Consider the following 22,453-nt stretch of genomic DNA (forward strand, 5'->3'; position numbering starts at 1 on the left):
CGGGCGGAACGGTCCGGATTTCTCCCGGACAATCCCAAGCCTCACGTGTGGAATGAGCGGCCCTTTACCCCCAGTTTCCCGGTAAATCAAGGGCCGCGGGTTAAAAAACGCTCAAAGGGCCGCGCTTACTTGCATTCCTGCTGCTTGAACATCTCGAGCTTGGCAAGTTTTCCGGTCAGCACGAACTCACCATAGTCCATGGTCAGGTCCCGCGTGACACCGTTCTCGTACAGCTTGAAAGCCATGCGGTAGACCGGTAGCGCGTCACCATCGCTGGTGTCGTTGTAGTAGGCGATAGACACCGGCCAGAACGCCTGCTTTGCGAATTTTCCGGCCTTGTCGGCATCCGGGTCGCCAGCTTTCGGCATTTCCTTCTTGCCGACCACGGAGGTCGTCATCAGCGTCTTGTCGCCGGCGTCCGAGCCGTCATAGAGGCGTGATTCGAAGAAGCGGTCGCCCTTCTTGGCGTGTTCGATGACATCGAGCATATGTTCCGTCGGGAAACGGCTCTCCGCCAGTTCCAGCTTGCGCGCGTCGGGCGATGTCAGGTCGACGCTGACGCCCGCCTTTTCCTCGCGTGCCGTGCCGCGCACTTCCTTGTCCAGCTTCTCGTCGGTGAAGGAACGGGTGAGGAAGCGGAAGCTGCCGCCCTTCAGGTCCTCGTAGGTCGTCGTCTGCTGGTCGGTGAGGCGTGTCTCCTCGCCCGTATTGACCTGCGTGACGAAGCGGAAGCTTACCGTGTAGCCGTCGCACGGGCTGCCATTGAACTCATAGACCATGCGGCCATACATGCCGGCGATGCCGGAGCGTTCGGTGGCATCCTTGAGCTGGAGGTCATAGACGGCGCGGTGCGGCGCAAGCCCGCTCGCCGGTGAGGCAAAGGCGCTGGTCACGCCGCTGCCGGCGAGGCATGTCCCGGCCGTGACGGCCGCGACAAAGGCTGAACGAAACATCCGTTTCCTCCTGTTGAAGTCGAGCGCGATGTTATATGAACTCTTTCGGCAAAAGCGAGGCAATATCCACGCGACGTCATATTCATTTCCAACATTGCAGCAGCGCCTGCCGCAATGCCCTTCACAGCCGCACCGCGCCGTCCCTGTCTTGGAAGTCGGCGATCAAGAATGGAGACCAGAATGTCCGCTGAAATCGAAAAACGCGTCAAGGAACTGGGCTACGACATTCCCGTGGCGGCAGCGCCCGCAGCCAACTACGTGCCCTTCGTCATCAGCGGCAACGTGCTCCACATTTCCGGCCAGCTTCCCATGCTCGACGGCAAGCTCGCGGTAACCGGCCATGTCGGCAAGGATGTCGATGTCGCCGGAGCCCAGAAGGCGGCCGAACTCTGCGCGCTCGGCCTTCTCGCCCAGGCAAAGGTTGCGCTTGGCGACCTCTCGCGCATCAAGCGCATCATCAAGATCAATGGCTTCGTCGCCTCGACGCCCGATTTCGTCGAACAGCACCTCGTGCTGAACGGCGCCTCGAACTTTCTCGTCGGCGCACTCGGCGAAGCCGGCAAACATGCCCGCGCCGCCGTCGGCATGGCATCCCTGCCCCTGAATGCGGCCGTCGAGATCGACGCCATCATGGAAATCGCCTGATGCACAAATTCAACTGGCTGACCGAGCGCCCGATCGCGCATCGCGGCTATCATGATCTCAACCGGGCGGTCTGGGAAAACACCCTTTCCGCCTTCGCCCGCGCCGTCGAGGCTGGTTTTGCCATCGAATGTGACCTGCAATATGCCGCCGACGCCATTCCCGTCGTCTTCCATGACGACGACCTGAAGCGTCTCTGCGGCATCGACGGCGACGTGCGCCAACGCACAGCGGCCGAACTCGGCCTCCTGAAAATTGGCGGCACGGCCGACAAGGTGCCGACGCTGCGCCAGCTTCTCGACCTCGTGAAGGGCCGCGTCCCGCTCGTTCTGGAGCTGAAAGGCCGCAAGGGCGACGACGACGGCTTTGCGATGGCCGTGCTCGATGCCATCGAAAGCTATGACGGCCCGATCGCCCTGATGAGCTTCGACCAGTGGCTTCTGAAAGACCTCAAGGAGATCGGCACGACCCGCCCGGTCGGCCTGACGGCGGATGGCGCGCGGCCGGAGGAATTTGCCGTGCACGAGGAGGCGATGCAAGTCGGCCTCGACTTCATCTCCTACTATTACGGCCACCTGCCGAACGCCTTCATCAGCCGGCAGCGCGATCTCGGCAGGCAGATCATCACCTGGACGGTGCGCGACGACGAGGCGCGCACGATCACGGCGCTCAACGCGGACCAGATGACCTTCGAAGGTTTCGATCCGCGCGAAGCCCTTACGGCCTGAGGTGACGGTGCGCATCCGCGTCGAAACGAGCTTTGCCGATATTTCGGCTGAAGACTGGGGGCGTCTTTCCGGCGCCTCCAGAGCGGATACGCAAACACCATACAATCCCTTTGTCAGCCACGCCTTCCTCTCCTCGCTCGAGGAATCGGGATGCGCAACAGCCGATACCGGCTGGCTCGGCCAGCACCTTCTTCTGGAAGACGACGACGAGGCCCTTATCGGCGCCCTGCCCGTCTATCTGAAAAATCACAGCCAGGGCGAATATGTCTTCGACCACGGCTGGGCCGATGCTTTCGAGCGCGCCGGCGGCAGCTATTATCCAAAGCTGCAGGCCTCCATCCCCTTCACGCCCGCCACCGGCCCGCGCCTGCTGCACCGGGCCGACCAGCCCGTCATCGAAGCGCAGGCAGCCCTTGCCGGCGGCCTGAAGGAACTCGCCAAGCGCCACGGCGTCTCCTCCGCCCATGTCACCTTCGTGCCGGACGCGGAAATCCCGGTCTTCGAGGCGGCAGGCTATCTGCACCGCACCGACCAGCAGTTCCATTTCGTCAATGACGGTTACGGCTCATACGACGCCTTTCTCGATACGCTGGCTTCCCGCAAGCGCAAGGCGCTGAAGAAGGAGCGCCGGGCGGCGCTGAAACATGGCATTACGATCGACTGGCTGACCGGCAAGGATCTGACCGAAGCGATCTGGGATCAGTTCTTCACCTTCTACATGGACACCGGCAGCCGAAAATGGGGCTGCCCCTATCTCAACCGGGATTTCTACAGCCTGATCGGCGAACGCATGGCCGACGACATCCTGCTCGTCATGGCGAAACGCGACGGCCGCTATATCGCCGGCGCGATCAATTTCATCGGTGGCGACACGCTCTACGGCCGGCACTGGGGCTGCATCGAGGACCATCCGTTCCTGCATTTCGAGGTCTGCTACCATCAGGCCATCGATTTTGCGATCGCCAGGGGCCTGAAGCGCGTCGAGGCCGGCGCACAGGGTGAGCACAAGTTGGCGCGCGGCTACCTGCCGACCATTACCCATTCCGCCCACTACATCACCCATGCCGGCCTGCGCCGCGCCGTCGCCGACTACCTCGAACGCGAACGCCGAGATGTGGAGATGATGGGCGACTATCTGGCCGAACACGGCCCATTCCGCCGCACAGAGCACAACGAGACAGACTGAGACCGGGAGACGAGCATGAGCTACGACACCAACAATATTTTCGCAAGAATCCTGCGCGGCGAAATCCCCTCGCACCGCGTCTATGAGGATGAGCACACATTCGCCTTCATGGATGTGATGCCGCAGGCGAACGGCCACACGCTGGTCATCCCGAAGGCGCCCTCGCGCAACATCCTCGATGCCGATCCGGAAACGCTGGCGCGGCTCATGCCCGTCGTACAGAAGGTTGCGGTCGCGGTGAAGGAAGCCTTCGAGGCTGATGGCGTGACGGTCATCCAGTTCAACGAGCCGGCCGCCGGCCAGACCGTGTACCATCTGCATTTCCACGTCATCCCGCGCGTCGAAGGCCTACCGCTGAAGCCGCATTCCGGCACGATGGAAGACCAGGGCGTGCTTTCGGCCAATGCCGAAAAGCTCAGAAAGGCGCTGGCATGACGACCGTCCTCACCCGCCGCACCGTCCTGCTCGGCCTCGCCAGCGCCGCACTTGCCGCAGCGCTGCCGGCCTTTCCTGTTTTCGCAGCCGAGCGCCCGGAAGAGATCGTCGAAAAGATCTACGCTGCCTACGCCAATGACGGCAACGGGCCGCAGGACGTGCCTTATGTACGCGATGTCGCGGAGCAACTCTCGGGCGAAAACCATCCGGGTTTCGATTTCTTCATCGACGCGCAGGATTTCGACAAGGTCTCCGCCGTCGTCGCGCTCGTTTCGGAGAGCGCGAAGGACGCAGTCGTGCGCGCGGAGATGACGAATTTCGGCGCAACGAAAACCGTCGAGATCGACTTCGTGAAGAATGGCCCGAACTGGAAGATCGGCAATGTCCGCTATCCCGTCGCAGGTGGCTTCGACCTGCGCCAGAGCCTCGGCCTGAGCGCGCTTTAAGCGCCCGTTAGCGCAAGCCCCGCGGCCAGGAAGGCGATGGCCGCGGCGATGCCCAGAATCTGTCGGAAGCGGCCTCCGAAGAAGAAAAAGAGTGCGCCAGCCAGCACCGCCCCGAGCCGCAGCCAGAGCGGCGAGCTTTCCAGCGCTCCCGTCGGGAAGAAGATCAGCTTGGCGATGACGGCGGCCACCAGCGCCGTCGCGACCGCCCGCACCCAGTTCAGCAACTCTGATTTTTCATCGATGCGATTGCCCGCGATGACGCCGGACCAGCGCCAGAAATCCGTGGCGAGCCAGCCGGCGATGGCGATGTAGATATAGGGCCAGGGGCCTTCGAAACTCATCGCGCGGCCTCCTTCCGCCGCAACATCCGTTCTCCCCACCAGGCGAGCGTGCCGCCGATGATACCGGTCAGCAGGATGTCATATTCGGGCGCGATCACCGCGAAGAGATAGCCGAGCGCGAGGCCGATGCCGAGGGCCCAGTAGATCACCCGATGGCGCGCGGAAATCCAGATCGAGGTGAGGAAATAGACGGGCGTCAGGAAGAACAGGCAGCCCGACACGATGGGCGGAAACTCCGAGACGGCGCCATAGACGATGCCGACCAGCAGAATATTGGTGATCGTCAGCGTGATTCCGAAACCAGCAAAAAAAGCGACTCGGCCATAACGCGGCACATCGCGCACATTCTCCATGGCGAAGACCCAGGCGGTGATGGCGACGAAATGCGAGACGATGAGCAGCAGCCAGGTCGGCGTGCGGCTGGTGCGGATTTCCGGTATCAGCGCGGCCACCATCGGCATCATGCGCACGGAAGACAGCGTCACGGCGATGAACGCCGTCGCGATATGCGCGCCCGACAGCATGGAGCCGACGAGGATCACCTTGGCGGGCAGCGCCCAGACCATGCCGGTCATGAACATCACCTGTCCGACCGGGATCTTCGCCTCGGCGGTGAAGGCTGCAAAGCCGACGAAGGACAGCATGAGGATGATGGCCGGCAGGCTGAAAAGCCCGCGCGCGCCGATCAGGAACCAGTGCATCTGGGATTGGGGTTCTGGCGCGGTCTCGGCAGTCATGGATATCCCGGATCATCGGCAAAAAGAAAGCCGGGCAGTTTCCTGCCCGGCTGGTATCATTTGTAAAGCCGTTATTTTTTGCGCGGCACTTTCGGAACGGCGCTGGAGGACTTGCGCGGCGGCTCGTCCTTCGGCTCCGGGGCCTTGGCTTCCGTCGCCTTCTTCGACGACTTGGTCTTGGCCGGCGCTGCCTCGGCGGCGACGGTTTCCTTGGTCTTGCGCGGCTTTGCCTTCTTGGCGGCAGCCTCTTCCACTTCGGCCTTCGGCTTGATCGGTGCGGTTTCCGGCACGGCGTCGAGGATCAGGCCCTTCGAGCCGTCTTCCTTCGGACCGACGGAAACGCGCACGACGCCGCCCTTCTTGAGCTTGCCGAAGAGGATTTCGTCGGCGAGCTTCTTCTTGATATTTTCCTGGATGACGCGCGCCAGCGGACGGGCGCCCATCTTCTCATCGTAGCCCTTCTCGGCCAGCCAGGCGATTGCTTCCTGCTGGAGATCGAAAGTGACGTTGCGTTCGGCCAGCTGGGTTTCCAGCTGCATGACGAATTTCTGCACGACCTGATGGATGACCGGCGTCGGCAGCGAGCCGAACGGGATGATCGCATCGAGACGGTTGCGGAATTCCGGCGTGAACAGGCGGTTGATCGCCTCCAGGTCCTCACCTTCGCGCTTCGACGAGCCGAAGCCGATGGCGGCCTTGGCCATGTCGGATGCGCCCGCATTGGTCGTCATGATCAGGATGACGTTGCGGAAATCGATCTTCTTGCCGTTATGGTCGGTCAGCGAGCCGTGATCCATGACCTGCAACAGGATGTTGTAGAGGTCCGGATGCGCCTTTTCGATTTCGTCGAGCAGCAGCACGCAATGCGGATGCTGATCCACGCCATCGGTCAGGAGGCCGCCCTGGTCGAAGCCGACATAGCCGGGAGGTGCGCCGAGCAGACGCGAGACCGTATGCCGCTCCATGTATTCGGACATGTCGAAGCGCAGCAGTTCCACGCCGAGCGAGGCGGCAAGCTGCTTGGCGACTTCCGTCTTGCCGACGCCCGTGGGGCCGGAGAACAGGTAGCTGCCGATCGGCTTGTTCGGTTCGCGCAGGCCCGCACGGGCAAGCTTGATGGCCGACGCCAGAGCCTCGATTGCCAGATCCTGGCCGTAGACGACCGAGCGCAGTTCCTTTTCAAGCCCAGCGAGCACCTGCTCGTCGTCCTTGGAAACGGTCTTCGCCGGAATGCGGGCCATGGTGGCGATCGTCGCCTCGATCTCCTTTTCGGTGATCAGCTTGCGACGCTTGCCGGCGGGCAGCAGCATCTGGGCCGCACCGGTCTCGTCGATCACGTCGATCGCCTTGTCCGGCAGCTTGCGGTCGTTGATGTAGCGCGCCGAAAGCTCGACGGCGGTCTTGATCGCTTCGTTGGAGTATTTCAGCTTGTGATACTCTTCGAAGTAGGGCTTGAGGCCCTTCATGATCTCGATCGTGTCGTCGATGGTCGGCTCGTTGACGTCGATCTTCTGGAAGCGGCGGACGAGCGCCCGGTCCTTCTCGAAGAACTGGCGGTATTCCTTGTAGGTCGTCGAGCCGATGCAACGGATCGCGCCGGAGGACAGCGCCGGTTTCAGGAGGTTGGAGGCATCCATCGCACCGCCGGAGGTCGCACCCGCGCCGATGACCGTGTGGATCTCGTCGATGAAGAGAACCGCACCCGGATAATCCTCGAGTTCCTTGACGACCTGCTTCAGGCGCTCTTCGAAATCGCCGCGATAGCGCGTGCCGGCAAGCAGCGTACCCATGTCGAGCGAAAAGATCGTGGCATCGGCCAGCGCTTCCGGCACTTTGCCCTCGATGATGCGCTTGGCGAGGCCTTCGGCAATCGCGGTCTTGCCCACGCCCGGATCGCCCACGTAAAGCGGGTTGTTCTTGGAGCGGCGGCACAGAACCTGGATCGTGCGGTTCACCTCGGCATGGCGGCCGATCAGCGGATCGATCTTGCCGTTCCTGGCCTTCTCGTTGAGGTTGACGCAGTAGGCGGTCAGGGCGTCCTGCTTCTTGGCGGGCTCTTCCTGCTCGTTGCTGCTGCCGCGCGTCTGCTTCTGCTCGTTCTCGGTCTCATCCGCGCCACGCACCTTGCGCTCCTCGGATGCGCCCGGCCGCTTGCCGATGCCGTGCGAGATGAAATTGACGGCGTCGTAACGCGTCATTTCCTGCTCCTGCAGGAAATAGGCGGCATGGCTCTCGCGCTCGGCGAAGATCGCGACGAGCACATTGGCACCGGTCACTTCCTCGCGGCCGGAAGACTGGACATGGATCACCGCGCGCTGGATGACGCGCTGGAAGCCGGAGGTCGGCTTGGAATCCTCTTCGTAGCCCGTCACCAGGTTGGCGAGGTCATTGTCGACATAGTCGGTGACGGTCTTGCGCAGCACATCGAGATTGACGTTGCAGGCGCCCATTACGGCGGCCGCATCCGCGTCGTCGATCAGCGCGAGAAGGAGGTGTTCCAGCGTTGCATATTCGTGGTGGCGCTCGTTCGCATAGGTCAGTGCCTGGTGGAGCGCCTTTTCAAGGCTTGCAGAAAATGTTGGCACGGTCGTTCCTCATTTCTTTTCCATGACACATTGCAGCGGGTGCTGGTGCTGGCGGGAGAAATCCATCACCTGTGTCACTTTGGTTTCGGCAACCTCGTAGGTGAACACGCCACACTCGCCTACGCCATGATTGTGCACATGCAGCATGACCCGTGTGGCCGCTTCGCGGTCCTTCTGGAAGAAACGTTCCAGAATGTGGATCACGAACTCCATGGGCGTATAATCGTCATTGAGAAGCAGCACGCGATACAGGCTCGGCTTCTTCGTCTTAGGCTTTGTGCGGGTAATGACGGAGGTGCTGCGACCGGGAGTGCCGCCGCTCTCGTCACCGTCCTGCATTCTGACCCGTCTCACAGTCATTTTCGTGGTCATTCCTTGATTACGAGCCCTGATTACGGCCGCTTCCTTTATGGCGCGTCGTTCGGCTGAGGTAGCCTTTGGACCTGTTATCTAATGTTTCGTCACACGATTGTAAGACCCTTGCTTCGCACTGCAATCATAATCGCGGACTGTCCGAAGGAAATAGCGAAATTTGCGGCCGACGCGTCAGCCCCGCGCAATCCCCGAAACGCGAAAAGGCCGGCCGCGGTTGCCCACGGCCGGCCGATAAACGCTATACGCGTACGCTCTACTGAAAAACCTTAAGCGGCAACGGCCGACTTGGCGGCAGCGGTTGCCTTGGCGACCGGTGCTTCGTAGGGCTTGTAAGCGCCCTTGGCGATCTCCGCATAGAGTTCGCTGAGCTTGGTGGCTTCGGCAACAAAGCCTTCATAGGAGGACTTCACGAAAGCGGTCTGCAGCTCGACGGCAGCTTCGACGCTCTTGACGCCAGAGAGCTTTTCGAAATGGGCGAGACCGTTTTCGAACGACTTCTTGGAGTAATCGGCGGTTTCGGTGGCAATGGCCTGCCAGCCCTGAGCAGCCGTCGTGTAGCTCTTCAAGAGCGTGTCCACGGCTTCCTTGCTCTTCTTGTTTGCATCGTCGAAATTGAACATCGAAGTCTCCTTTGGATCCCGGTGGTATGGTCCAAAATCTATATGCGACGCACAAAAAAGTCAATGAAATGGTGCGGCGCAATATTTTTCAAGCAAAGCAACGCCTTGCGCGATAGGTATGATTATTGGCGCCGTCAAAATGCAACGTGTCGCAAAACAATAACAATACAGCCAGCGGCAACATCTGGCGCACAATGAAAAAGCCCGGCGCCAAAGGCAGCCGGGCTTCCAGTCCTGCGGTTTTCGACAGATCAGAGATCGATGTCGAGGATCGCCATGGAAAAGTTGTAGGAGAGTTCGCCATCCTCGTCGTCGCGGAACACGACGCCCAGGAACTCGTCAGCAAGGTAGACCTCGGCCGACTCATCCTTGCGCGGACGGGCCTTGATGACGATCTCCTTGTTGATATTGCGCTTGAAGTAGGCCTCGAGCTTCCTGATTTCTTCCGGCGTCACGACATGTCTCCGTCAACGTTTGATTTGCCGCGCTTCTCGCACCTGCTCCAGAGCGTGTAAACCCTCGAACGCCGATGCAAGGCGACTTTTCCCTCTCAGAGATCGTAGTCGAAGGCTGCCAGCAACTGATCCATCGCACGCGAAGGCTCGTTGCAGCCCGCCTCGCCAACGACGCGGGCCGGCACGCCGGCGACCGTCGATTTCGGCGGCACGGGCTTCAGCACGACGGAGCCTGCGGCGATGCGCGAGCAATGGCCGATATGGATGTTGCCGAGGATTTTCGCGCCCGCACCGATCAGCACACCGTCGCCGATCTTCGGGTGGCGGTCGCCGCCTTCCTTGCCGGTGCCGCCGAGCGTCACGTTGTGCAGGATAGAGACATTGTCGCCGATGGACGCGGTCTCGCCGACGACGAGGCCCGTCGCGTGGTCGAGGAAGATGCCCTTGCCGATATGCGCCGCCGGATTGATATCCGTCTGGAAGACGCTGGAGGACCGGCTTTGCAGGTAGAGCGCGAGGTCACGCCGGCCGTTGTTGTAGAGCCAGTGCGCGACGCGGTGCGTCTGGATGGCGTGGAACCCCTTGAAATAGAGCACGGCATCCAGGAACCGCAGGCATGCCGGGTCGCGATCATAGACAGCCTGGATATCGACACGCAGGATGCTGCCCCATTCCGGCCAGTCTTCCAGCATTTCGTCGAAAATCTGATGCAGAAGATTCGCCTGCAGGTCCGGATGATCGAGGCGTTCACAGACGCGATGGATCACGCTTTCTTCCAGCGAGCGGTGGTTCAGCACCGTCGAATAGAGAAAGGCCGCCAGCAGCGGCTCGGCCTGGGCGGCAACGCGGGCTTCCTCGCGCAGGCTATCCCAGATCGGGTCCATGGCCTTCAGCTTGTCGCCGGCCCTGAGTTCATTCGTCGCGACCATCGCCGCACTCCTTCATCACCATACCGGATCATATATAAAGCAAAGCGCGTTCGAGCGGAATGGCCGGACGCGCTTTGTCGCAAACGGCGCGTCAGCGACCGTCGATCTGCGCGTAGAATTCCAGAACGGCGCGCTTGAACACCCTGTCGCCGACGGCCAGCATGTGGTCGCGGCCGGGAATGTCGAGCGCGCGGGCATCCGGCATCAGGGCCGCCAGCGCCTGCGGGCTTCCCGCTATGTCGTCCTTCGTGCCGACCCCGATCAGCGCGGGCACGTCGATGCGCGCCATATCCGCTTCGGTCAGCAGGTCGCGCGAGGTCATGATACAGGCGGCAAGCGCCTGGCGATCGGATTTCGTCTGATCGGCAAAAGCGCGGAACATGCGGCCGCGCTCGTGGGTCACGACGTCGAGGGACGGCGCCAGCAACGCGTCGGCAATCGGATCCCAATCGCCCACGCCTTCCACCATTCCAATGCCGAGGCCACCGAAAACGACCGAGCGCACGCGGTGGGGATGGGCCAGCGCCATGAAGGCGGTGATGCGCGCGCCCATGGAATAGCCGAAGACATGCGCTTCCGGGATCGCGAGGTGATCGAGCAGCGCCGCCGCATCACCTGCCATCAGCGGCGGCGTATACAGTGCCGGATCATGCGGCTTGGCGCTGGCGCCGTGGCCGCGATTGTCGATGGCGATGACGCGGTAGCCGGCATCGCCCAGCGTCTTCAGCCAGCCGGGAAACACCCAGTTGACGCTGGCGCTGGAGGCAAAGCCGTGGATGAGCAGCACCGGCTCGCCCGAGGGGTCGCCTTCGTCAAAGTAGGCGAGTTCCAGGCCTTCGTGGGTGAAACGGGAAAAGGGCGGGTTGTCGAGGTTCATCGCGGGCCGTCTTTCGTTTTCTCGACCCTGCTCATACTGCCCTTTGCCCGCGGAGAAAACGGCCGCCCTGCGGAAATCTCCTCACCCGCGACGGTTTTGCATCTACCCATTTGGCTTCAAGGCGATTATGGTCCGCGCCAGAAAACGGACTTCACGGAGCATGACATGGCTGGGCACAGCATTCCCCATTTCCAGAACGACGGCGGCCATCGCACGATCGAGATCGGCGTGAAGGAATTCATGTGCGTCGGCGCCTCGGTGCCCTACGACCACCCGCATGTCTTCCTCGACATGGGCGACGACAACGAAAAGGTCTGCCCCTACTGTTCGACGCTCTACCGCTACAATCACGGCCTGAAGGCAACGCAGACGGAACCCGCCGGCTGCACCTTCACGAACCAGGCAGCGGCGTGACGGCCAAAGGGCCGGCATCCTCATGTCCTCCGTTAAATCCACAACCATCGTCGGCGCCGGCATTGCCGGCCTGACGGCGGCCCTTGCGCTCGCCCGCAAGGGCATTGCCTCCCATGTGCTTGAGCAGGCCCCCGCCCTCGAGGAAGTCGGCGCCGGCCTGCAGCTCTCGCCGAACGCATCGCGTATCCTCGCCGATCTCGGCCTTTTGGACGCGCTCAGCGCCCATTGGAGCGAGCCGGACCATATCCTGCTCTCTTCAGGAAAAACGCTTTCTCCCCTCGCCTCGGTCCCCGCGGGCAGTGCCGCCCGCAGCCGATGGGGTGCGCCTTACGGCGTCCTGCACCGCGCGTCATTGCAGGCCTTGCTCATTGATTCGGTCCGTCAAAACCCGCTCTGCACGCTGACAACGGGTCAGCGAATCGAAAGAACCGAAACTGCCCGTGCCCTTGCACCCTCAGATGTGCTGATTGCCGCCGACGGTGTCTGGTCGCGCCTGCGCCAAACCGTGCCCGGCGCCCTGCCCGCGCGGTACTCCGGCAATATCGCCTGGCGCTTCCTCGTGCCCTACACCGCCGCGCCCGCCTTCCTCAATCCACGAACCGTGACGGCTTTCCTTGGTTCGCATGCCCATCTCGTCGCCTATCCGCTGACGGAGGTGCAGGCCTTCAACGTCGTCGCCATCCATGCGCAAGACGATGCGCCACCGGAGGGCTGGACGCGCAAGGGCGATGCGTTGACGCACAGCCGCCTGCTGGAGGCCTTCGCAGGCTGGCACACTGATATCCGCCGCCTGATAGAGGAGGCGCAAAACCCCATGGCATGGCCGCTCTTCGGTTGCCCGGACGGGGCCTGGACGGACGGGAAGGACACGGTGCTGATCGGCGATGCCGCCCATGCCATGACGCCTTTTGCGGCGCAGGGCGCCGCCATGGCGATCGAGGATGCAGTTCTGCTGGCAAACCGCCTCGCCGGCACCGCCGACATCGGGCCTGCTCTGCGTCAGTTCGAAAAGGAACGCCGCGAACGTGTCGCAAAGGTGCGCAGCCGCGGCGCCTTTAATCGCTTCGCCTACCACGCCAGTGGACCGGTCGCACTCGCACGTGACCTCGTGCTGTCGCTGCGCAAGCCGGAACAACTCGCCGGCGATCTCGACTGGCTCTACGGCTATCGAACGCCGGATTAAGCAGCCCCTCGCCCGAATGGCCGGATGAGGGGCAAACTCTGCTCCTATACGGCCCGAGCCGCGGCAAGACCGCGCTCGATGTCGGCCTTGATGTCCTTCACGTCTTCGAGACCGATCTGCAGGCGCAGCACCGGGCCTTCTTCCGGCCCCTTGGCGACGCGGCGATCGCCGAGACCCACATGCACCGCCAGGCACTCGAAGCCACCCCAGGAGTAGCCGAGGCCGAAGATGCCGAGCGCATCGAGGAAGGCATGGGCCTTGGCCTTGTGACGTTCCGGCGAGCCGCCGTCGAGAACGATGGAGAAGATGCCGCTCGCGCCCTTGAAGTCGCGTTTCCAGAGGTCGTGCCCCGGAAAGCTCGGCAGTGCAGGATGCAGCACGCGCGACACGTCATCGACGCCTTCCAGCCAGCGCGCCAGTTCGAGCGCGCTTTCCTGGTGTCGCTCAAGCCGCACGCCCATGGTGCGCAGGCCGCGCAGCACCTGATAGGCATCATCCGGCGAGGCACAGGTGCCGAGCGTGATCTGCGTCTCGTGCAACTGCTCCCAGTGAGCGGCATTGGCCGAGACGGTACCGAACAGCACGTCGGAATGACCGGCCGGGTATTTCGTCGCCGCATGGATAGAGACATCGACGCCGAAATCCAGCGGTTTGAAATAGAGCGGCGTCGCCCAGGTGTTGTCCATGGTGACGACCGCGCCGTGTTTATGGGCGGCAGCGGCAATCGCCGGAATGTCCTGCATCTCGAACGTGTTGGAGCCCGGTGCTTCCGTATGCACGAGCTTCGTGTTCGGCCTGATCAGGGCCTCGATACCCGCGCCGATCATCGGATCGTAATATTCGACGGTCACACCGAGGCGCTTCAGCATCGTGTCGCAGAAATGGCGCGTCGGAAAATAGACCGAATCCACGATGAGCGCATGGTCGCCCGACGAGAGATAGGCCAGGAACGGCACGGTGACGGCGGCAAGGCCCGATGGCACGAGAATGGTGCCGGCCGAGCCTTCCAGCTCGTCGATGGCCGCACAGAGCGCATCGGTCGTCGGCGTGCCGCGCGTACCATAGGTGTATTTCTGAGCGCGATTTTCCATCGTTGCGGCATTGGGGAAAAGCACGGTCGAGGCATGGACGACCGGCGGATTGACGAAACCGTGATAATCCGCCGGGTCGTTGCCGGCATGGGCAAGTCGGGTGTTCACGCCGGCGCCGGCGAGGATTTCGTCTCTGTTTTTCATGGGGATCGATCCGGAAATGCGAAGGGGTTGAGTTCGCTGACTTTTCGCCAGCCGGCCCGCAAGGTCAACCCCATGGACGACGATGCCGTACCATCCAAAGCGCTTCAAATATTAAGCGCGCGGAATTTTTGAGCGGTTTACTGCACAATTCCCCGATTTTTTGCCCAAAACTGCAGCAAATATCGACAAATTTAGGTTACCGGCCGGAAAATAAGCCGGGTCACTTGACCCTGTGAAAATTTGAGCATGAGATAAGAAACCTCGCGCCGGGAGGGTGGCGAGTTCCGCACCGTGTTCATCGAATGCGTGACCTGCGGACAAAACAAAGACAACAGAAAAAGGTTGTGAAAAAATGGCAAAAAAAATCGTGACAGCGCTCGTTGGCGCTGCCGTGCTGGGGCTTGGCGCAACGGCTGCTCAGGCGGATACGCTTACTGACGTGAAGGCCAAGGGCTTCGTGCAGTGCGGCGTGAACGGTTCGAACCTCGCCGGCTTCGGCGCGCAGGATTCGGCCGGCAACTGGGCCGGTCTCGACATCGATCTTTGCAAGGCCGTGGCCGCTGCCGTCTTCGGCGATGCCACCAAGGTGAAGTTCACCCCCCTTTCGGCCAAGGACCGCTTCCCGGCTCTGCAGTCGGGTGAAATCGACCTGCTCGCCCGCAACACGACCTGGAGCGTCAGCCGCGATTCGCAGCTCGGCTTCGATTTCCGTGCCGTAAACTACTATGACGGCCAGGGCTTCATGGTGAAGAAGGAACTCGGCGTGAAGTCGGCTCTGGAACTCTCCGGCGCCTCGGTCTGCGTTCAGTCCGGCACCACGACGGAACTGAACCTCGCCGACTACTTCCGCTCCAACAACATGGACTTCAAGCCGGTCGTTTTCGAAGCACAGGATGAAGCCGACGCCGCCTACAATGCCGGCCGCTGCGACGCCTACACGACCGACGCTTCGGGCCTCTACTCGATCCGCCTGAAGATGGCCAACCCGGATGACCATATGGTTCTCCCGGAGATCATCTCCAAGGAGCCGCTCGGCCCGGCCGTGCGCCAGAACGACTCCAAGTGGTTCGACATCGTGACCTGGTCGCACTATGCGATGGTCGCTGCCGAAGAATTCGGCATCACGACCGCCAATGTCGAAGAGATGAAGAAGTCCGCCAACCCGGACATCAAGCGCTTCCTCGGCGAAGAAGCTGACAGCACCATTGGTGCCGACCTCGGCCTGCCGAAGGACTGGGCCGTGCAGATCATCAAGTCTGTCGGCAACTATGGCGAATCCTTCGAGCGCAATGTCGGCGAAGGCTCCCCGCTCAAGATCGCCCGCGGCCTGAACGCCCTGTGGACGAAGGGCGGCCTGCAGTACGCTCCGCCGATCCGCTAATCCCGGATCCGACTTCGGGAGGGCAGAAAACTGCCCTCCCTTTCAAAACAAACGCCCGGCAAACAGGGCGAACCAACGTCAGGGGAAATGCATGGCTCTTGCGGATGCCCGAACAGGGTCCGGCGAACCGCCGAAGGTATCGCTTCTTTACAACCCGGCGCTCAGAAGCGTCGTCTATCAGGTCGTCACGCTCGTCGTGATCATCGGCGCCGTCTGGTACGCCTGGAACAACGTCGTCCAGAACCTCGCCCGCGCCAACATGACGGCGGGCTTCGGCTTCCTGAACAGCCGCGCCGGTTTCGACGTCGCGCAGTCGCTGATTTCCTATTCCAGCGACTCGACCTACTTCCGCGCGCTGCAGGTCGGCCTTCTCAACACGCTCGTGGTCGCCGCCGCCGGCATCGTCACCGCGACGATCGTCGGCCTTCTCGTCGGTATCGGGCGCCTGTCGCACAACTGGCTGATCGCGCGCCTGTGCACGGTCTATGTGGAAATCTTCCGCAACATTCCGCCGCTGCTCGTCATCTTCTTCTGGTATCTCGGCGTTCTCGCCCTGCTGCCCTCGATCCGCACGATCTTCCAGCACGTGAAGGACAATCCAGATGCGGTGTTCTTCGTTTCCAACCGTGGCATCTACATGCCGGCACCGGTCTTCGGTGAAGGATTTGGCGTCGTGCTCGTGGCCCTCGTGATCGGGATCGTCGCGGCCATCGCCTTCACGGTCTGGGCGAATGCCCGCCAGCGCGCGACGGGCCAGCGGCCGCCTGTCCTGTGGGTCAATCTCGCGCTCATCCTGCTCTTCCCGCTCGCCGTCTTCATCGTGATGGGCCAGCCGCTGACGCTGGACTATCCGGTGCCCGGCTCCTTCAATATGAAGGGCGGCATGGTCATTGGGCCGGAATTTCTGGCGCTCTATCTGGCCCTCTCGCTCTACACGGCTTCGTTCATCGCCGAGATCGTGCGCGCCGGTATCCGCGGCGTCTCCAAGGGCCAGTCGGAAGCGTCCTTTGCGCTGGGTCTTCGCCCCGGCCAGGCGACCCGTCTCGTCGTGCTCCCGCAGGCGCTCAGGATCATCATTCCGCCGCTCACCTCGCAGTATCTCAATCTCATCAAGAACTCCTCGCTCGCGGTGGCCGTCGGGTATGCCGACCTCGTCGCGGTCGGCGGCACCATTCTCAACCAGTCCGGCAAGTCGATCGAGATCATTTCGATCTGGATGCTGATCTATGTCTCGATCAGCCTCATCACCTCGCTGTTCATGAACTGGTTCAACGCCAAGATGGCCCTGGTGGAGCGCTGAGATGGCTGAAAGCATTACCTACGTCCGGGATCATTTCCTCGAAGCGGAGAAGCCCCCGACCTCCGACTCCTCCATTATCGGCTGGATCCGCAAAAACCTCTTCGCCTCGGCGAAGGACAGCGTCCTGTCGATCGTCGCACTGCTGGCGCTCGTCTACTTCCTGCCGGGCCTCATCAACTGGCTGTTCGTGTCGGCGGTCTGGACCGGGTCGGACCGCACGGCTTGCCTCACCGTCGATCAGGGCGGCCAGCTTCCGGCCGGTTGGAACGGCGCCTGCTGGGCCTATGTGGGCGACCGCTTCGTCCAGTTCATGTTCGGCTCCTATCCGCGCGACGAACTCTGGCGGCCGCTGCTCGTCGTCGCCATGTTCGTCGGACTGCTCATCCCCTTCCTGATGCCGAAGATGCCGCGCAAGGGCTTGAACGCCCTTCTGCTCCTGATCGTTCTGCCGGTCGTCGCCTTCTTCCTGCTGCTGGGCGGCGTGTTCGGTCTCCGGCCCGTCGAGACGTCGCTCTGGGGCGGCCTGATGGTGACGCTGATCATCTCCTTCGTCGGCATCGCGATTTCCCTGCCCGCCGGCATCCTGCTGGCGCTCGGCCGCCGCTCGACCATGCCGATCCTCAAGACGGTCTGCGTCGCCTTCATCGAACTGATCCGCGGCGTGCCGCTGATCACCGTTCTGTTCATGGCGAGCGTGCTTTTGCCGCTGTTCCTGGAACCCGGCAACAATATCGACAAGTTCCTGCGCGCGCTGATCGGCGTATCGATCTTCGCATCCGCCTATATGGCGGAGGTTATTCGCGGTGGTCTTCAAGCCATTCCGAAAGGGCAATATGAAGCGGCCGACGCTCTTGGTCTAAACTACTTCCACAAAATGACCTTCGTCGTGCTACCGCAAGCCATCAAACTCGTGATCCCCGGCATCGTGAACACCTTCATCGGCATGTTCAAGGATACCTCCCTCGTCACGATCATTTCGATGTACGATCTGCTCGGTATCGTGAAGGCAAGTTTTGGGGATTCGGCCTGGATCACCCCGGTCACACCGTTGACGGGCCTGATTTTCGCCGGCTTCACGTTCTGGATTTTCTGCTTCGGCATGTCGCGCTACTCGGCCTTCGTGGAACGTCGGCTCGATACGAACCACAAGAGATAAGTGAGAGGAAACAACAATGGCCAATCAAGCCCAGGCGCAAAAACTGGCGGTCTCCGCGACGGACGTCGCCGTCGAGATCACCAACATGAACAAGTGGTACGGCGAGTTCCATGTGCTGCGCGACATCAATCTCAAGGTCATGAAGGGCGAGCGCATCGTCATCGCCGGCCCGTCGGGTTCCGGCAAGTCCACGATGATCCGCTGCATCAACCGTCTGGAAGAACACCAGAAGGGCCAGATCGTCGTCGACGGCATCGAGTTGACGAATGACCTGAAGAAGATCGACGAAGTGCGCCGCGAAGTCGGCATGGTGTTCCAGCACTTCAACCTCTTCCCCCACCTGACGATCCTGGAAAACTGCACGCTGGCGCCGATCTGGGTTCGCAAGATGCCGAAGAAGGACGCTGAAGAAGTGGCGATGCACTACCTGAAGCGCGTCAAGATCCCGGAACAGGCAAACAAATATCCGGGCCAGCTTTCCGGTGGCCAGCAGCAGCGTGTGGCGATCGCCCGCTCGCTCTGCATGAAGCCGAAGATCATGCTGTTCGACGAGCCGACCTCGGCGCTCGACCCGGAAATGGTCAAGGAAGTGCTCGACACGATGGTGTCGCTGGCCGAAGAAGGCATGACCATGCTGTGCGTGACGCATGAAATGGGTTTTGCCCGCCAGGTCGCCAACCGCGTCATCTTCATGGACCAGGGCCAGATCGTCGAACAGAACTCGCCAGCCGAATTCTTCGACAATCCGCAGCACGAGCGCACGAAACTCTTCCTCAGCCAGATCCTGCACTAAGCGGATCGACTTCGGACTACGGAAGGCGGGCCTCAAGCCCGCCTTTTTCATTTGGCGCGCAGTTCCGCTCTGAACTTCAGCGGACTTGCACCAAAATGATTGCGGAAGGCGCGCGAAAACGCCGAAAGACTGTCGAATCCACTGCGCAGCGCGACTTCCTGCATGGAGAGCGGCGTGTCGCGCACCATTCTCTGGGCAGCGGTAAGACGCAGGCGCAGATAGTATTTCCCCGGCGCGGTGCCGAGACCATTCCCGAAGAGCGTCTCGATCTTGCGCGTCGAAAAGCCGAGGCGGCGCGCCAATGCCGCAATGGTCAAAGGCCGGTCGATCGTGCGCTCCATCAGGCGGATGGCGGCGGCCAGTTCCGGCTGGCGCTCGCCGAGCCGGCCGAGCGAAACGAGCGGCTGTGCATCCGTCGCCGCATGGGTCTGATCGTAGACGAAGACACTGGCCACATCGAGCGCCACGGCGGAACCGAACCGTTCGCGCACCAGATGCAGCATCATGTCGAAGGTCGGCGAGGCCCCGCCGGAGGTCCACAGCGGCCCGTCTGTGACAAAGCGGTCCGCGCGCACATTGAGCGCGGGAAAGGCCGCCGCGAAATCCTCCAGCTCCTCCCAATGCGCGGTCGCGTTGCGTCCGTCGAGCAAGCCGGAGCGCGCCAGCAGCCAGCAGCCCGATTCGATGCCGGCAACGACCCCGAATCGCCGCGCGATCTTCTTGAGCCGGGCAACGAAGCCGCGGTCCGCGTGGCGGTCCTGGTTGAAGCCGGCGATCAGAAGCAACGCATCGCCGCTCGTCACATCGGCAAAATCACCGTCGACGCGGATCTCGACGCCGCAGGTGAGAAGCACCGGATGGCCATGCGGCGACAGGATTTTCCAGCGAAAGACCGGCTCCGGCACGACGCGATTGGCGGCGCGCATCGGATCGAGCACGGAGGCAAGCGACATGATCGACGACTCCGGCAAGAGCACGATGGTGACGTCGAGCGGCCCCTGTAACAACGCTTCTTTCTTCATGTGGAAATAGTCAAAAAAGATGCGCCTTATGTCAATCGGGGAAAATGCATTCGGGCATGATCGGCCTCACAGGAGATCTGGAGATGCAGCCAGATTGTGGTGAGAGCCCCTGTACCCCGAACACCCTGATCCGCAATTTACCGGAACGGGTTGGCGAGCCGACAAGGCGGACCAACCCGTTTTTTTTTGCCTTTTCCGTTTGAATTCAGGCCCTCGGCCCATGCCTCATGGAACTCCTTCCGCCGGCGCGCGTTCCACCGTCGAACAATCAGGAAAGGTCTCCCATGTTTAATCTCAAGACTGGCATCGCCGCCGGCGCGCTTTCCATCATGATGGCTGTCACGTCCGTCGTGCCCGCCCAGGCCATCACCTTCGCGCGTGTGCCCGTGCCGGAAGCTTCGAGCGTTGAAAAGGTGCAGTACCGCTACGAACGCCGGGATCGTCGCGAACGCCGCGCCGAGCGCCGCTGGCAGGGTCACCACGGCTATCGCGAGCGTCGACCGGGTTATCGCCGCCATTCGGACGGCTTCTGGTATCCGTTAGCCGCTTTCGGCCTGGGCGCCGCCATCGGCGGCGCAATCGCCAACCAGCCTTCGGCAGGCGGCTCTCATGCCGACTGGTGCGCCAACCGCTATCGCTCGTACCGCGCCTATGACAACACGTTCCAACCGAACTACGGGCCACGCAAACAGTGCGTCTCGCCTTACTGAGGTTGAACAGTTCCGCAAACGACAAAGGGCAGCCAACCGGCTGCCCTTTTCTTGCAATGACATGGCGACCCCTGCAGGGCTCGAACCTGCGACATTCTGCTTAGAAGCAAGGATGGCGCGGTCGGGAAATCGTTTTGGATACAAAGCCTAAGCCCATGCCTTCGTAGGCATCCCGGGACTTATTCCGGGATTGCAGTACCTCATCAACAAACGAGGCTGAGCGCCATTGGGCACGCCCGCTCGCGCCTTGACTCTCGCGCAGACAAGAACGAAAAAAGAACATGCGCGACGCCAAGCCCCAATGGACAGACCTTGAAGCCCTATTCGCGCCTAACCGACCGACGCTCGGCGAGGTGCCGCAGTGGTATGAACTGGGAGGCCACTGCTCAGGTTGCGAGAGAGAAGGCCCTGTCGATCGCTGGCAACTTCAGCAGGGTGCAGGCGGCGATGTACACCTCTACATCCTCCGCCAGTTCCTGAGATGCCGGAAGTGCGGAAACAAGGGCACCAACACTTGGGTAGCCGCGAGGGCCGACAGATGACTTCAGATCGTGGCGGCTGGCAGCGGAAATATCGCTGGCAACTTACATGGCCCGGTGAAGCGGATGAAGACTGGTCAGCCTATGACGGCGATCTCTACATTGGCCGTATCCATCGCGACAAGACGAGCCTTAAGGCGGGCATGTTCATATGGGCTGGCGGTTGCTCTTCATGGTGGGAGTTCCGTCGACCCATGCCGCATTCTGGATGGGAGCGAGAAGCGTGGGAAGCCGCTAAGCGAGTAGAAGACTGGTACGATGAGGGCGTGGCTCTCTCAGATCCAAAGCCTGAAGCGGTGTCGCGACGAATCGCGGACCTAAAGGAGCACGGGCGAAAATTCGGCTGGTAAGAGGAAAGCCCGCTTCAAATGGTTCCTTGCAGGGCTGATCGTCCCGTTTTATCCTTCACAGGGTGGAGGATGCGCTTCATGCATATAGTCGGACCGCTTCCAACAGAGCATGCAGAGGACCGCTTCATGCAATGTGAAGAGGCCTTGGAAGCTGCGTTCCAAACCCTCTTGTGGAAGGCGATGAAGGCGGGATGGGATGAGGGCGAGGCCTGCGCGGCCATTGCTTCCTTGGCGGACCATCACATCCTAGCCATGCAATGCTACGAACAAACGGCCGTATCCATCCGCAAGATCAAGCTTTAGCCGAGGGAATATGTGCGGACGCTTCACGCAAATGCTGCCTTGGCGCGATCTGGTCGCGCTCTATCGCCTGACCGACAGCATCAAGTCGAGAAACACGGAAGCCCGGTTCAACGTCGCGCCGACGCAGACTGTGCCATTTGTCCGACTGGATGATGAAGGCAATCAGACGGTCGACGATGGCCGCTGGTGGCTGGTTCCGCACTGGGCAAAGGAAATTCCGAAGGCGGCGATGTTCAATGCCCGCATCGAGACGGTGGATAGCTCGCCTGCCTTTCGTGACGCCTTCAAGGCGCGGCGGTGCCTCATCCCGGCCGACGGTTTCTATGAATGGACGAAGAACGAAGAGGATGGCGGCAAGGACCCGTGGCTTATCCAGATGCCTGGCGGCGCGCCCTATGCGTTCGCCGGCCTATGGGCGCATAACGCGAAGCTGGACGTCACGAGCTGCACGATCATCACGGCGCCGTCGATCGCCCCTATCAGCCAGATTCACGACCGCATGCCGATCGCCCTCGATCCTGAGGTGTTTGAGGGCTGGCTCAATCCCGCGACGCCGAAGGAAAACCTCAAGGGTATCCTCGATCATCATCTCGACGGTCAAATGCAGATGCACCGCGTCAGCAGGGACATCAACAGCTCGAGGTTTACCGAGCGGCCGGCGCCAATCGTCAATTCTCTCTAGTGGACGACAATCAAGTTGGACTTTTTAAGGGATGCCTCAAAAGCGCCTTAGAGCTAACCCGCTTTGCGTCCTGCGC

The 22,453-nt window shown here is 61.6% G+C and carries 25 protein-coding genes; 14 read left to right on the top strand and 11 right to left on the bottom strand.

Translation table 11 applies throughout. From position 1 onward, the window contains the following. Positions 1 to 125: 125 nt before the first annotated feature. On the bottom strand, positions 126 to 953 hold the full coding sequence (locus MUO32_RS23380; protein ID WP_257950776.1) for a cell envelope integrity EipB family protein: 828 nt from the start codon (positions 951 to 953) through the stop codon (positions 126 to 128). Between the two features lie 180 nt (positions 954 to 1,133). Between MUO32_RS23380 and MUO32_RS23385 the strand changes: the two genes are divergently transcribed. Genes MUO32_RS23385 through MUO32_RS23405 form a run of 5 tightly spaced genes read left to right on the top strand, consistent with a single transcriptional unit; the run spans position 1,134 to position 4,390 of the window. Beyond that, on the top strand, positions 1,134 to 1,598 hold the full coding sequence (locus tag MUO32_RS23385) for a RidA family protein (protein ID WP_257950777.1): 465 nt from the start codon (positions 1,134 to 1,136) through the stop codon (positions 1,596 to 1,598). Next, positions 1,598 to 2,323, top strand: coding sequence for a glycerophosphodiester phosphodiesterase (locus MUO32_RS23390; RefSeq protein ID WP_257950778.1), 726 nt, complete (start codon positions 1,598 to 1,600; stop codon positions 2,321 to 2,323). Before MUO32_RS23385 ends, MUO32_RS23390 begins: the two co-directional genes overlap by 1 nt. A 7-nt stretch (positions 2,324 to 2,330) precedes the next feature. Then, positions 2,331 to 3,509, top strand: coding sequence for a GNAT family N-acetyltransferase (locus tag MUO32_RS23395; protein WP_257950779.1), 1,179 nt, complete (start codon positions 2,331 to 2,333; stop codon positions 3,507 to 3,509). A 15-nt stretch (positions 3,510 to 3,524) separates the two neighbouring features. Continuing rightward, positions 3,525 to 3,944 carry an HIT family protein gene (locus tag MUO32_RS23400; RefSeq protein WP_257950780.1) on the top strand — a complete coding sequence of 140 codons (420 nt, stop codon included), beginning with the start codon at positions 3,525 to 3,527 and terminating at the stop codon, positions 3,942 to 3,944. Then, positions 3,941 to 4,390 carry a YbjP/YqhG family protein gene (locus tag MUO32_RS23405; RefSeq protein WP_257950781.1) on the top strand — a complete coding sequence of 150 codons (450 nt, stop codon included), beginning with the start codon at positions 3,941 to 3,943 and terminating at the stop codon, positions 4,388 to 4,390. Before MUO32_RS23400 ends, MUO32_RS23405 begins: the two co-directional genes overlap by 4 nt. Here the strand turns inward: MUO32_RS23405 and MUO32_RS23410 are convergent. The 8 genes from MUO32_RS23410 to MUO32_RS23445 form a co-directional block, all read right to left on the bottom strand. Continuing rightward, positions 4,387 to 4,731 carry an AzlD domain-containing protein gene (locus tag MUO32_RS23410; RefSeq protein ID WP_257950782.1) on the bottom strand — a complete coding sequence of 115 codons (345 nt, stop codon included), beginning with the start codon at positions 4,729 to 4,731 and terminating at the stop codon, positions 4,387 to 4,389. The genes MUO32_RS23405 and MUO32_RS23410 overlap by 4 nt on opposite strands. Then, positions 4,728 to 5,468: an AzlC family ABC transporter permease gene (locus MUO32_RS23415; RefSeq protein ID WP_257950783.1), complete on the bottom strand. Its 741-nt coding sequence runs from the start codon at positions 5,466 to 5,468 to the stop codon at positions 4,728 to 4,730. The genes MUO32_RS23410 and MUO32_RS23415 overlap by 4 nt, the downstream gene beginning before the upstream one ends. 71 nt (positions 5,469 to 5,539) lie before the next feature. Further along, positions 5,540 to 8,053 carry an ATP-dependent Clp protease ATP-binding subunit ClpA gene (gene clpA / locus MUO32_RS23420; RefSeq protein ID WP_257950784.1) on the bottom strand — a complete coding sequence of 838 codons (2,514 nt, stop codon included), beginning with the start codon at positions 8,051 to 8,053 and terminating at the stop codon, positions 5,540 to 5,542. Positions 8,054 to 8,062: 9 nt separating this feature from the next. Continuing rightward, positions 8,063 to 8,413 carry an ATP-dependent Clp protease adapter ClpS gene (clpS, locus tag MUO32_RS23425; protein WP_257950785.1) on the bottom strand — a complete coding sequence of 117 codons (351 nt, stop codon included), beginning with the start codon at positions 8,411 to 8,413 and terminating at the stop codon, positions 8,063 to 8,065. Between the two features lie 281 nt (positions 8,414 to 8,694). Next, the gene (locus MUO32_RS23430; protein WP_257950786.1) at positions 8,695 to 9,048 is read right to left on the bottom strand and encodes a phasin family protein; all 354 of its coding nucleotides are present in this window, start codon (positions 9,046 to 9,048) and stop codon (positions 8,695 to 8,697) included. Positions 9,049 to 9,299: 251 nt separating this feature from the next. Beyond that, positions 9,300 to 9,503, bottom strand: a complete 204-nt coding sequence (locus tag MUO32_RS23435) for a DUF3126 family protein (RefSeq protein WP_069058801.1) — start codon at positions 9,501 to 9,503, stop codon at positions 9,300 to 9,302. A gap of 95 nt (positions 9,504 to 9,598) precedes the next feature. Beyond that, on the bottom strand, positions 9,599 to 10,432 hold the full coding sequence (gene cysE, locus MUO32_RS23440; protein WP_257950787.1) for a serine O-acetyltransferase: 834 nt from the start codon (positions 10,430 to 10,432) through the stop codon (positions 9,599 to 9,601). Positions 10,433 to 10,523: 91 nt separating this feature from the next. Then, positions 10,524 to 11,309: an alpha/beta fold hydrolase gene (locus MUO32_RS23445; protein WP_257950788.1), complete on the bottom strand. Its 786-nt coding sequence runs from the start codon at positions 11,307 to 11,309 to the stop codon at positions 10,524 to 10,526. A 165-nt stretch (positions 11,310 to 11,474) separates the two neighbouring features. Here MUO32_RS23445 and MUO32_RS23450 point away from each other — a divergent pair, with 165 nt between their 5' ends. Both MUO32_RS23450 and MUO32_RS23455 read left to right on the top strand, forming a co-directional pair. Continuing rightward, a complete protein-coding gene (locus MUO32_RS23450; protein WP_257950789.1) occupies positions 11,475 to 11,723 on the top strand; it encodes a zinc-finger domain-containing protein in 249 nt (82 codons plus the stop codon). Between the two features lie 22 nt (positions 11,724 to 11,745). After that, positions 11,746 to 12,906, top strand: coding sequence for an FAD-dependent monooxygenase (locus MUO32_RS23455; protein ID WP_257950790.1), 1,161 nt, complete (start codon positions 11,746 to 11,748; stop codon positions 12,904 to 12,906). A gap of 44 nt (positions 12,907 to 12,950) precedes the next feature. On the opposite strand, the gene MUO32_RS23460 is transcribed toward MUO32_RS23455, so the two are convergent. Further along, complete coding sequence (locus tag MUO32_RS23460) at positions 12,951 to 14,141, bottom strand: cystathionine beta-lyase (protein ID WP_257950791.1); 1,191 nt, start codon at positions 14,139 to 14,141, stop codon at positions 12,951 to 12,953. Between the two features lie 352 nt (positions 14,142 to 14,493). Here MUO32_RS23460 and MUO32_RS23465 point away from each other — a divergent pair, with 352 nt between their 5' ends. The 4 genes from MUO32_RS23465 (at position 14,494) to MUO32_RS23480 (ending at position 18,771) form a co-directional block, all read left to right on the top strand. Further along, positions 14,494 to 15,522: an amino acid ABC transporter substrate-binding protein gene (locus tag MUO32_RS23465; RefSeq protein WP_257950792.1), complete on the top strand. Its 1,029-nt coding sequence runs from the start codon at positions 14,494 to 14,496 to the stop codon at positions 15,520 to 15,522. A gap of 91 nt (positions 15,523 to 15,613) precedes the next feature. Continuing rightward, complete coding sequence (locus tag MUO32_RS23470; protein ID WP_257950793.1) at positions 15,614 to 16,822, top strand: amino acid ABC transporter permease; 1,209 nt, start codon at positions 15,614 to 15,616, stop codon at positions 16,820 to 16,822. A gap of 1 nt (position 16,823) precedes the next feature. Next, positions 16,824 to 17,978 (top strand): amino acid ABC transporter permease, encoded by a 1,155-nt coding sequence (locus tag MUO32_RS23475; protein ID WP_257950794.1) that lies wholly within the window; start codon positions 16,824 to 16,826, stop codon positions 17,976 to 17,978. 16 nt (positions 17,979 to 17,994) lie between these two features. Continuing rightward, the gene (locus MUO32_RS23480; RefSeq protein ID WP_257950795.1) at positions 17,995 to 18,771 is read left to right on the top strand and encodes an amino acid ABC transporter ATP-binding protein; all 777 of its coding nucleotides are present in this window, start codon (positions 17,995 to 17,997) and stop codon (positions 18,769 to 18,771) included. Positions 18,772 to 18,818: 47 nt separating this feature from the next. Here MUO32_RS23480 and MUO32_RS23485 read toward each other — a convergent pair whose 3' ends face one another. Further along, positions 18,819 to 19,793 (bottom strand): GlxA family transcriptional regulator, encoded by a 975-nt coding sequence (locus MUO32_RS23485; RefSeq protein WP_257950796.1) that lies wholly within the window; start codon positions 19,791 to 19,793, stop codon positions 18,819 to 18,821. Between the two features lie 284 nt (positions 19,794 to 20,077). Here MUO32_RS23485 and MUO32_RS23490 point away from each other — a divergent pair, with 284 nt between their 5' ends. From MUO32_RS23490 to MUO32_RS23500, 3 genes are all read left to right on the top strand, one after another. Next, a complete protein-coding gene (locus MUO32_RS23490; protein WP_257950797.1) occupies positions 20,078 to 20,503 on the top strand; it encodes a BA14K family protein in 426 nt (141 codons plus the stop codon). A 967-nt stretch (positions 20,504 to 21,470) separates the two neighbouring features. Continuing rightward, entirely contained in the window at positions 21,471 to 21,695 is a 225-nt protein-coding gene (locus tag MUO32_RS23495; protein ID WP_257950798.1) for a hypothetical protein, read from the top strand. A 10-nt stretch (positions 21,696 to 21,705) separates the two neighbouring features. Then, complete coding sequence (locus tag MUO32_RS23500; protein ID WP_257950799.1) at positions 21,706 to 22,377, top strand: SOS response-associated peptidase; 672 nt, start codon at positions 21,706 to 21,708, stop codon at positions 22,375 to 22,377. The last annotated feature ends 76 nt before the right edge of the window (positions 22,378 to 22,453 follow it).

It is taken from the genome of Shinella sp. CPCC 101442 (genome assembly GCF_024704725.1).
GTDB lineage: Bacteria > Pseudomonadota > Alphaproteobacteria > Rhizobiales > Rhizobiaceae > Shinella.

What these genes read in the sequence shown, in the direction of transcription:
- MUO32_RS23455 (WP_257950790.1), top strand. Translation starts at nt 11,746, where the DNA reads ATGTCCTCCGTTAAATCCACAACCATCGTCGGCGCCGGCATTGCCGGC.
- MUO32_RS23490 (WP_257950797.1), top strand. Translation starts at nt 20,078, where the DNA reads ATGTTTAATCTCAAGACTGGCATCGCCGCCGGCGCGCTTTCCATCATG.
- MUO32_RS23445 (WP_257950788.1), bottom strand. Translation starts at nt 11,309, where the DNA reads ATGAACCTCGACAACCCGCCCTTTTCCCGTTTCACCCACGAAGGCCTG.
- MUO32_RS23405 (WP_257950781.1), top strand. Translation starts at nt 3,941, where the DNA reads ATGACGACCGTCCTCACCCGCCGCACCGTCCTGCTCGGCCTCGCCAGC.
- MUO32_RS23410 (WP_257950782.1), bottom strand. Translation starts at nt 4,731, where the DNA reads ATGAGTTTCGAAGGCCCCTGGCCCTATATCTACATCGCCATCGCCGGC.
- MUO32_RS23495 (WP_257950798.1), top strand. Translation starts at nt 21,471, where the DNA reads ATGCATATAGTCGGACCGCTTCCAACAGAGCATGCAGAGGACCGCTTC.
- MUO32_RS23400 (WP_257950780.1), top strand. Translation starts at nt 3,525, where the DNA reads ATGAGCTACGACACCAACAATATTTTCGCAAGAATCCTGCGCGGCGAA.
- MUO32_RS23460 (WP_257950791.1), bottom strand. Translation starts at nt 14,141, where the DNA reads ATGAAAAACAGAGACGAAATCCTCGCCGGCGCCGGCGTGAACACCCGA.
- clpS (WP_257950785.1), bottom strand. Translation starts at nt 8,413, where the DNA reads ATGACTGTGAGACGGGTCAGAATGCAGGACGGTGACGAGAGCGGCGGC.
- MUO32_RS23485 (WP_257950796.1), bottom strand. Translation starts at nt 19,793, where the DNA reads ATGAAGAAAGAAGCGTTGTTACAGGGGCCGCTCGACGTCACCATCGTG.
- MUO32_RS23390 (WP_257950778.1), top strand. Translation starts at nt 1,598, where the DNA reads ATGCACAAATTCAACTGGCTGACCGAGCGCCCGATCGCGCATCGCGGC.
- MUO32_RS23380 (WP_257950776.1), bottom strand. Translation starts at nt 953, where the DNA reads ATGTTTCGTTCAGCCTTTGTCGCGGCCGTCACGGCCGGGACATGCCTC.
- MUO32_RS23385 (WP_257950777.1), top strand. Translation starts at nt 1,134, where the DNA reads ATGTCCGCTGAAATCGAAAAACGCGTCAAGGAACTGGGCTACGACATT.
- MUO32_RS23470 (WP_257950793.1), top strand. Translation starts at nt 15,614, where the DNA reads ATGGCTCTTGCGGATGCCCGAACAGGGTCCGGCGAACCGCCGAAGGTA.
- MUO32_RS23415 (WP_257950783.1), bottom strand. Translation starts at nt 5,468, where the DNA reads ATGACTGCCGAGACCGCGCCAGAACCCCAATCCCAGATGCACTGGTTC.
- MUO32_RS23465 (WP_257950792.1), top strand. Translation starts at nt 14,494, where the DNA reads ATGGCAAAAAAAATCGTGACAGCGCTCGTTGGCGCTGCCGTGCTGGGG.
- MUO32_RS23475 (WP_257950794.1), top strand. Translation starts at nt 16,824, where the DNA reads ATGGCTGAAAGCATTACCTACGTCCGGGATCATTTCCTCGAAGCGGAG.
- cysE (WP_257950787.1), bottom strand. Translation starts at nt 10,432, where the DNA reads ATGGTCGCGACGAATGAACTCAGGGCCGGCGACAAGCTGAAGGCCATG.
- MUO32_RS23450 (WP_257950789.1), top strand. Translation starts at nt 11,475, where the DNA reads ATGGCTGGGCACAGCATTCCCCATTTCCAGAACGACGGCGGCCATCGC.
- MUO32_RS23480 (WP_257950795.1), top strand. Translation starts at nt 17,995, where the DNA reads ATGGCCAATCAAGCCCAGGCGCAAAAACTGGCGGTCTCCGCGACGGAC.
- MUO32_RS23430 (WP_257950786.1), bottom strand. Translation starts at nt 9,048, where the DNA reads ATGTTCAATTTCGACGATGCAAACAAGAAGAGCAAGGAAGCCGTGGAC.
- MUO32_RS23500 (WP_257950799.1), top strand. Translation starts at nt 21,706, where the DNA reads ATGTGCGGACGCTTCACGCAAATGCTGCCTTGGCGCGATCTGGTCGCG.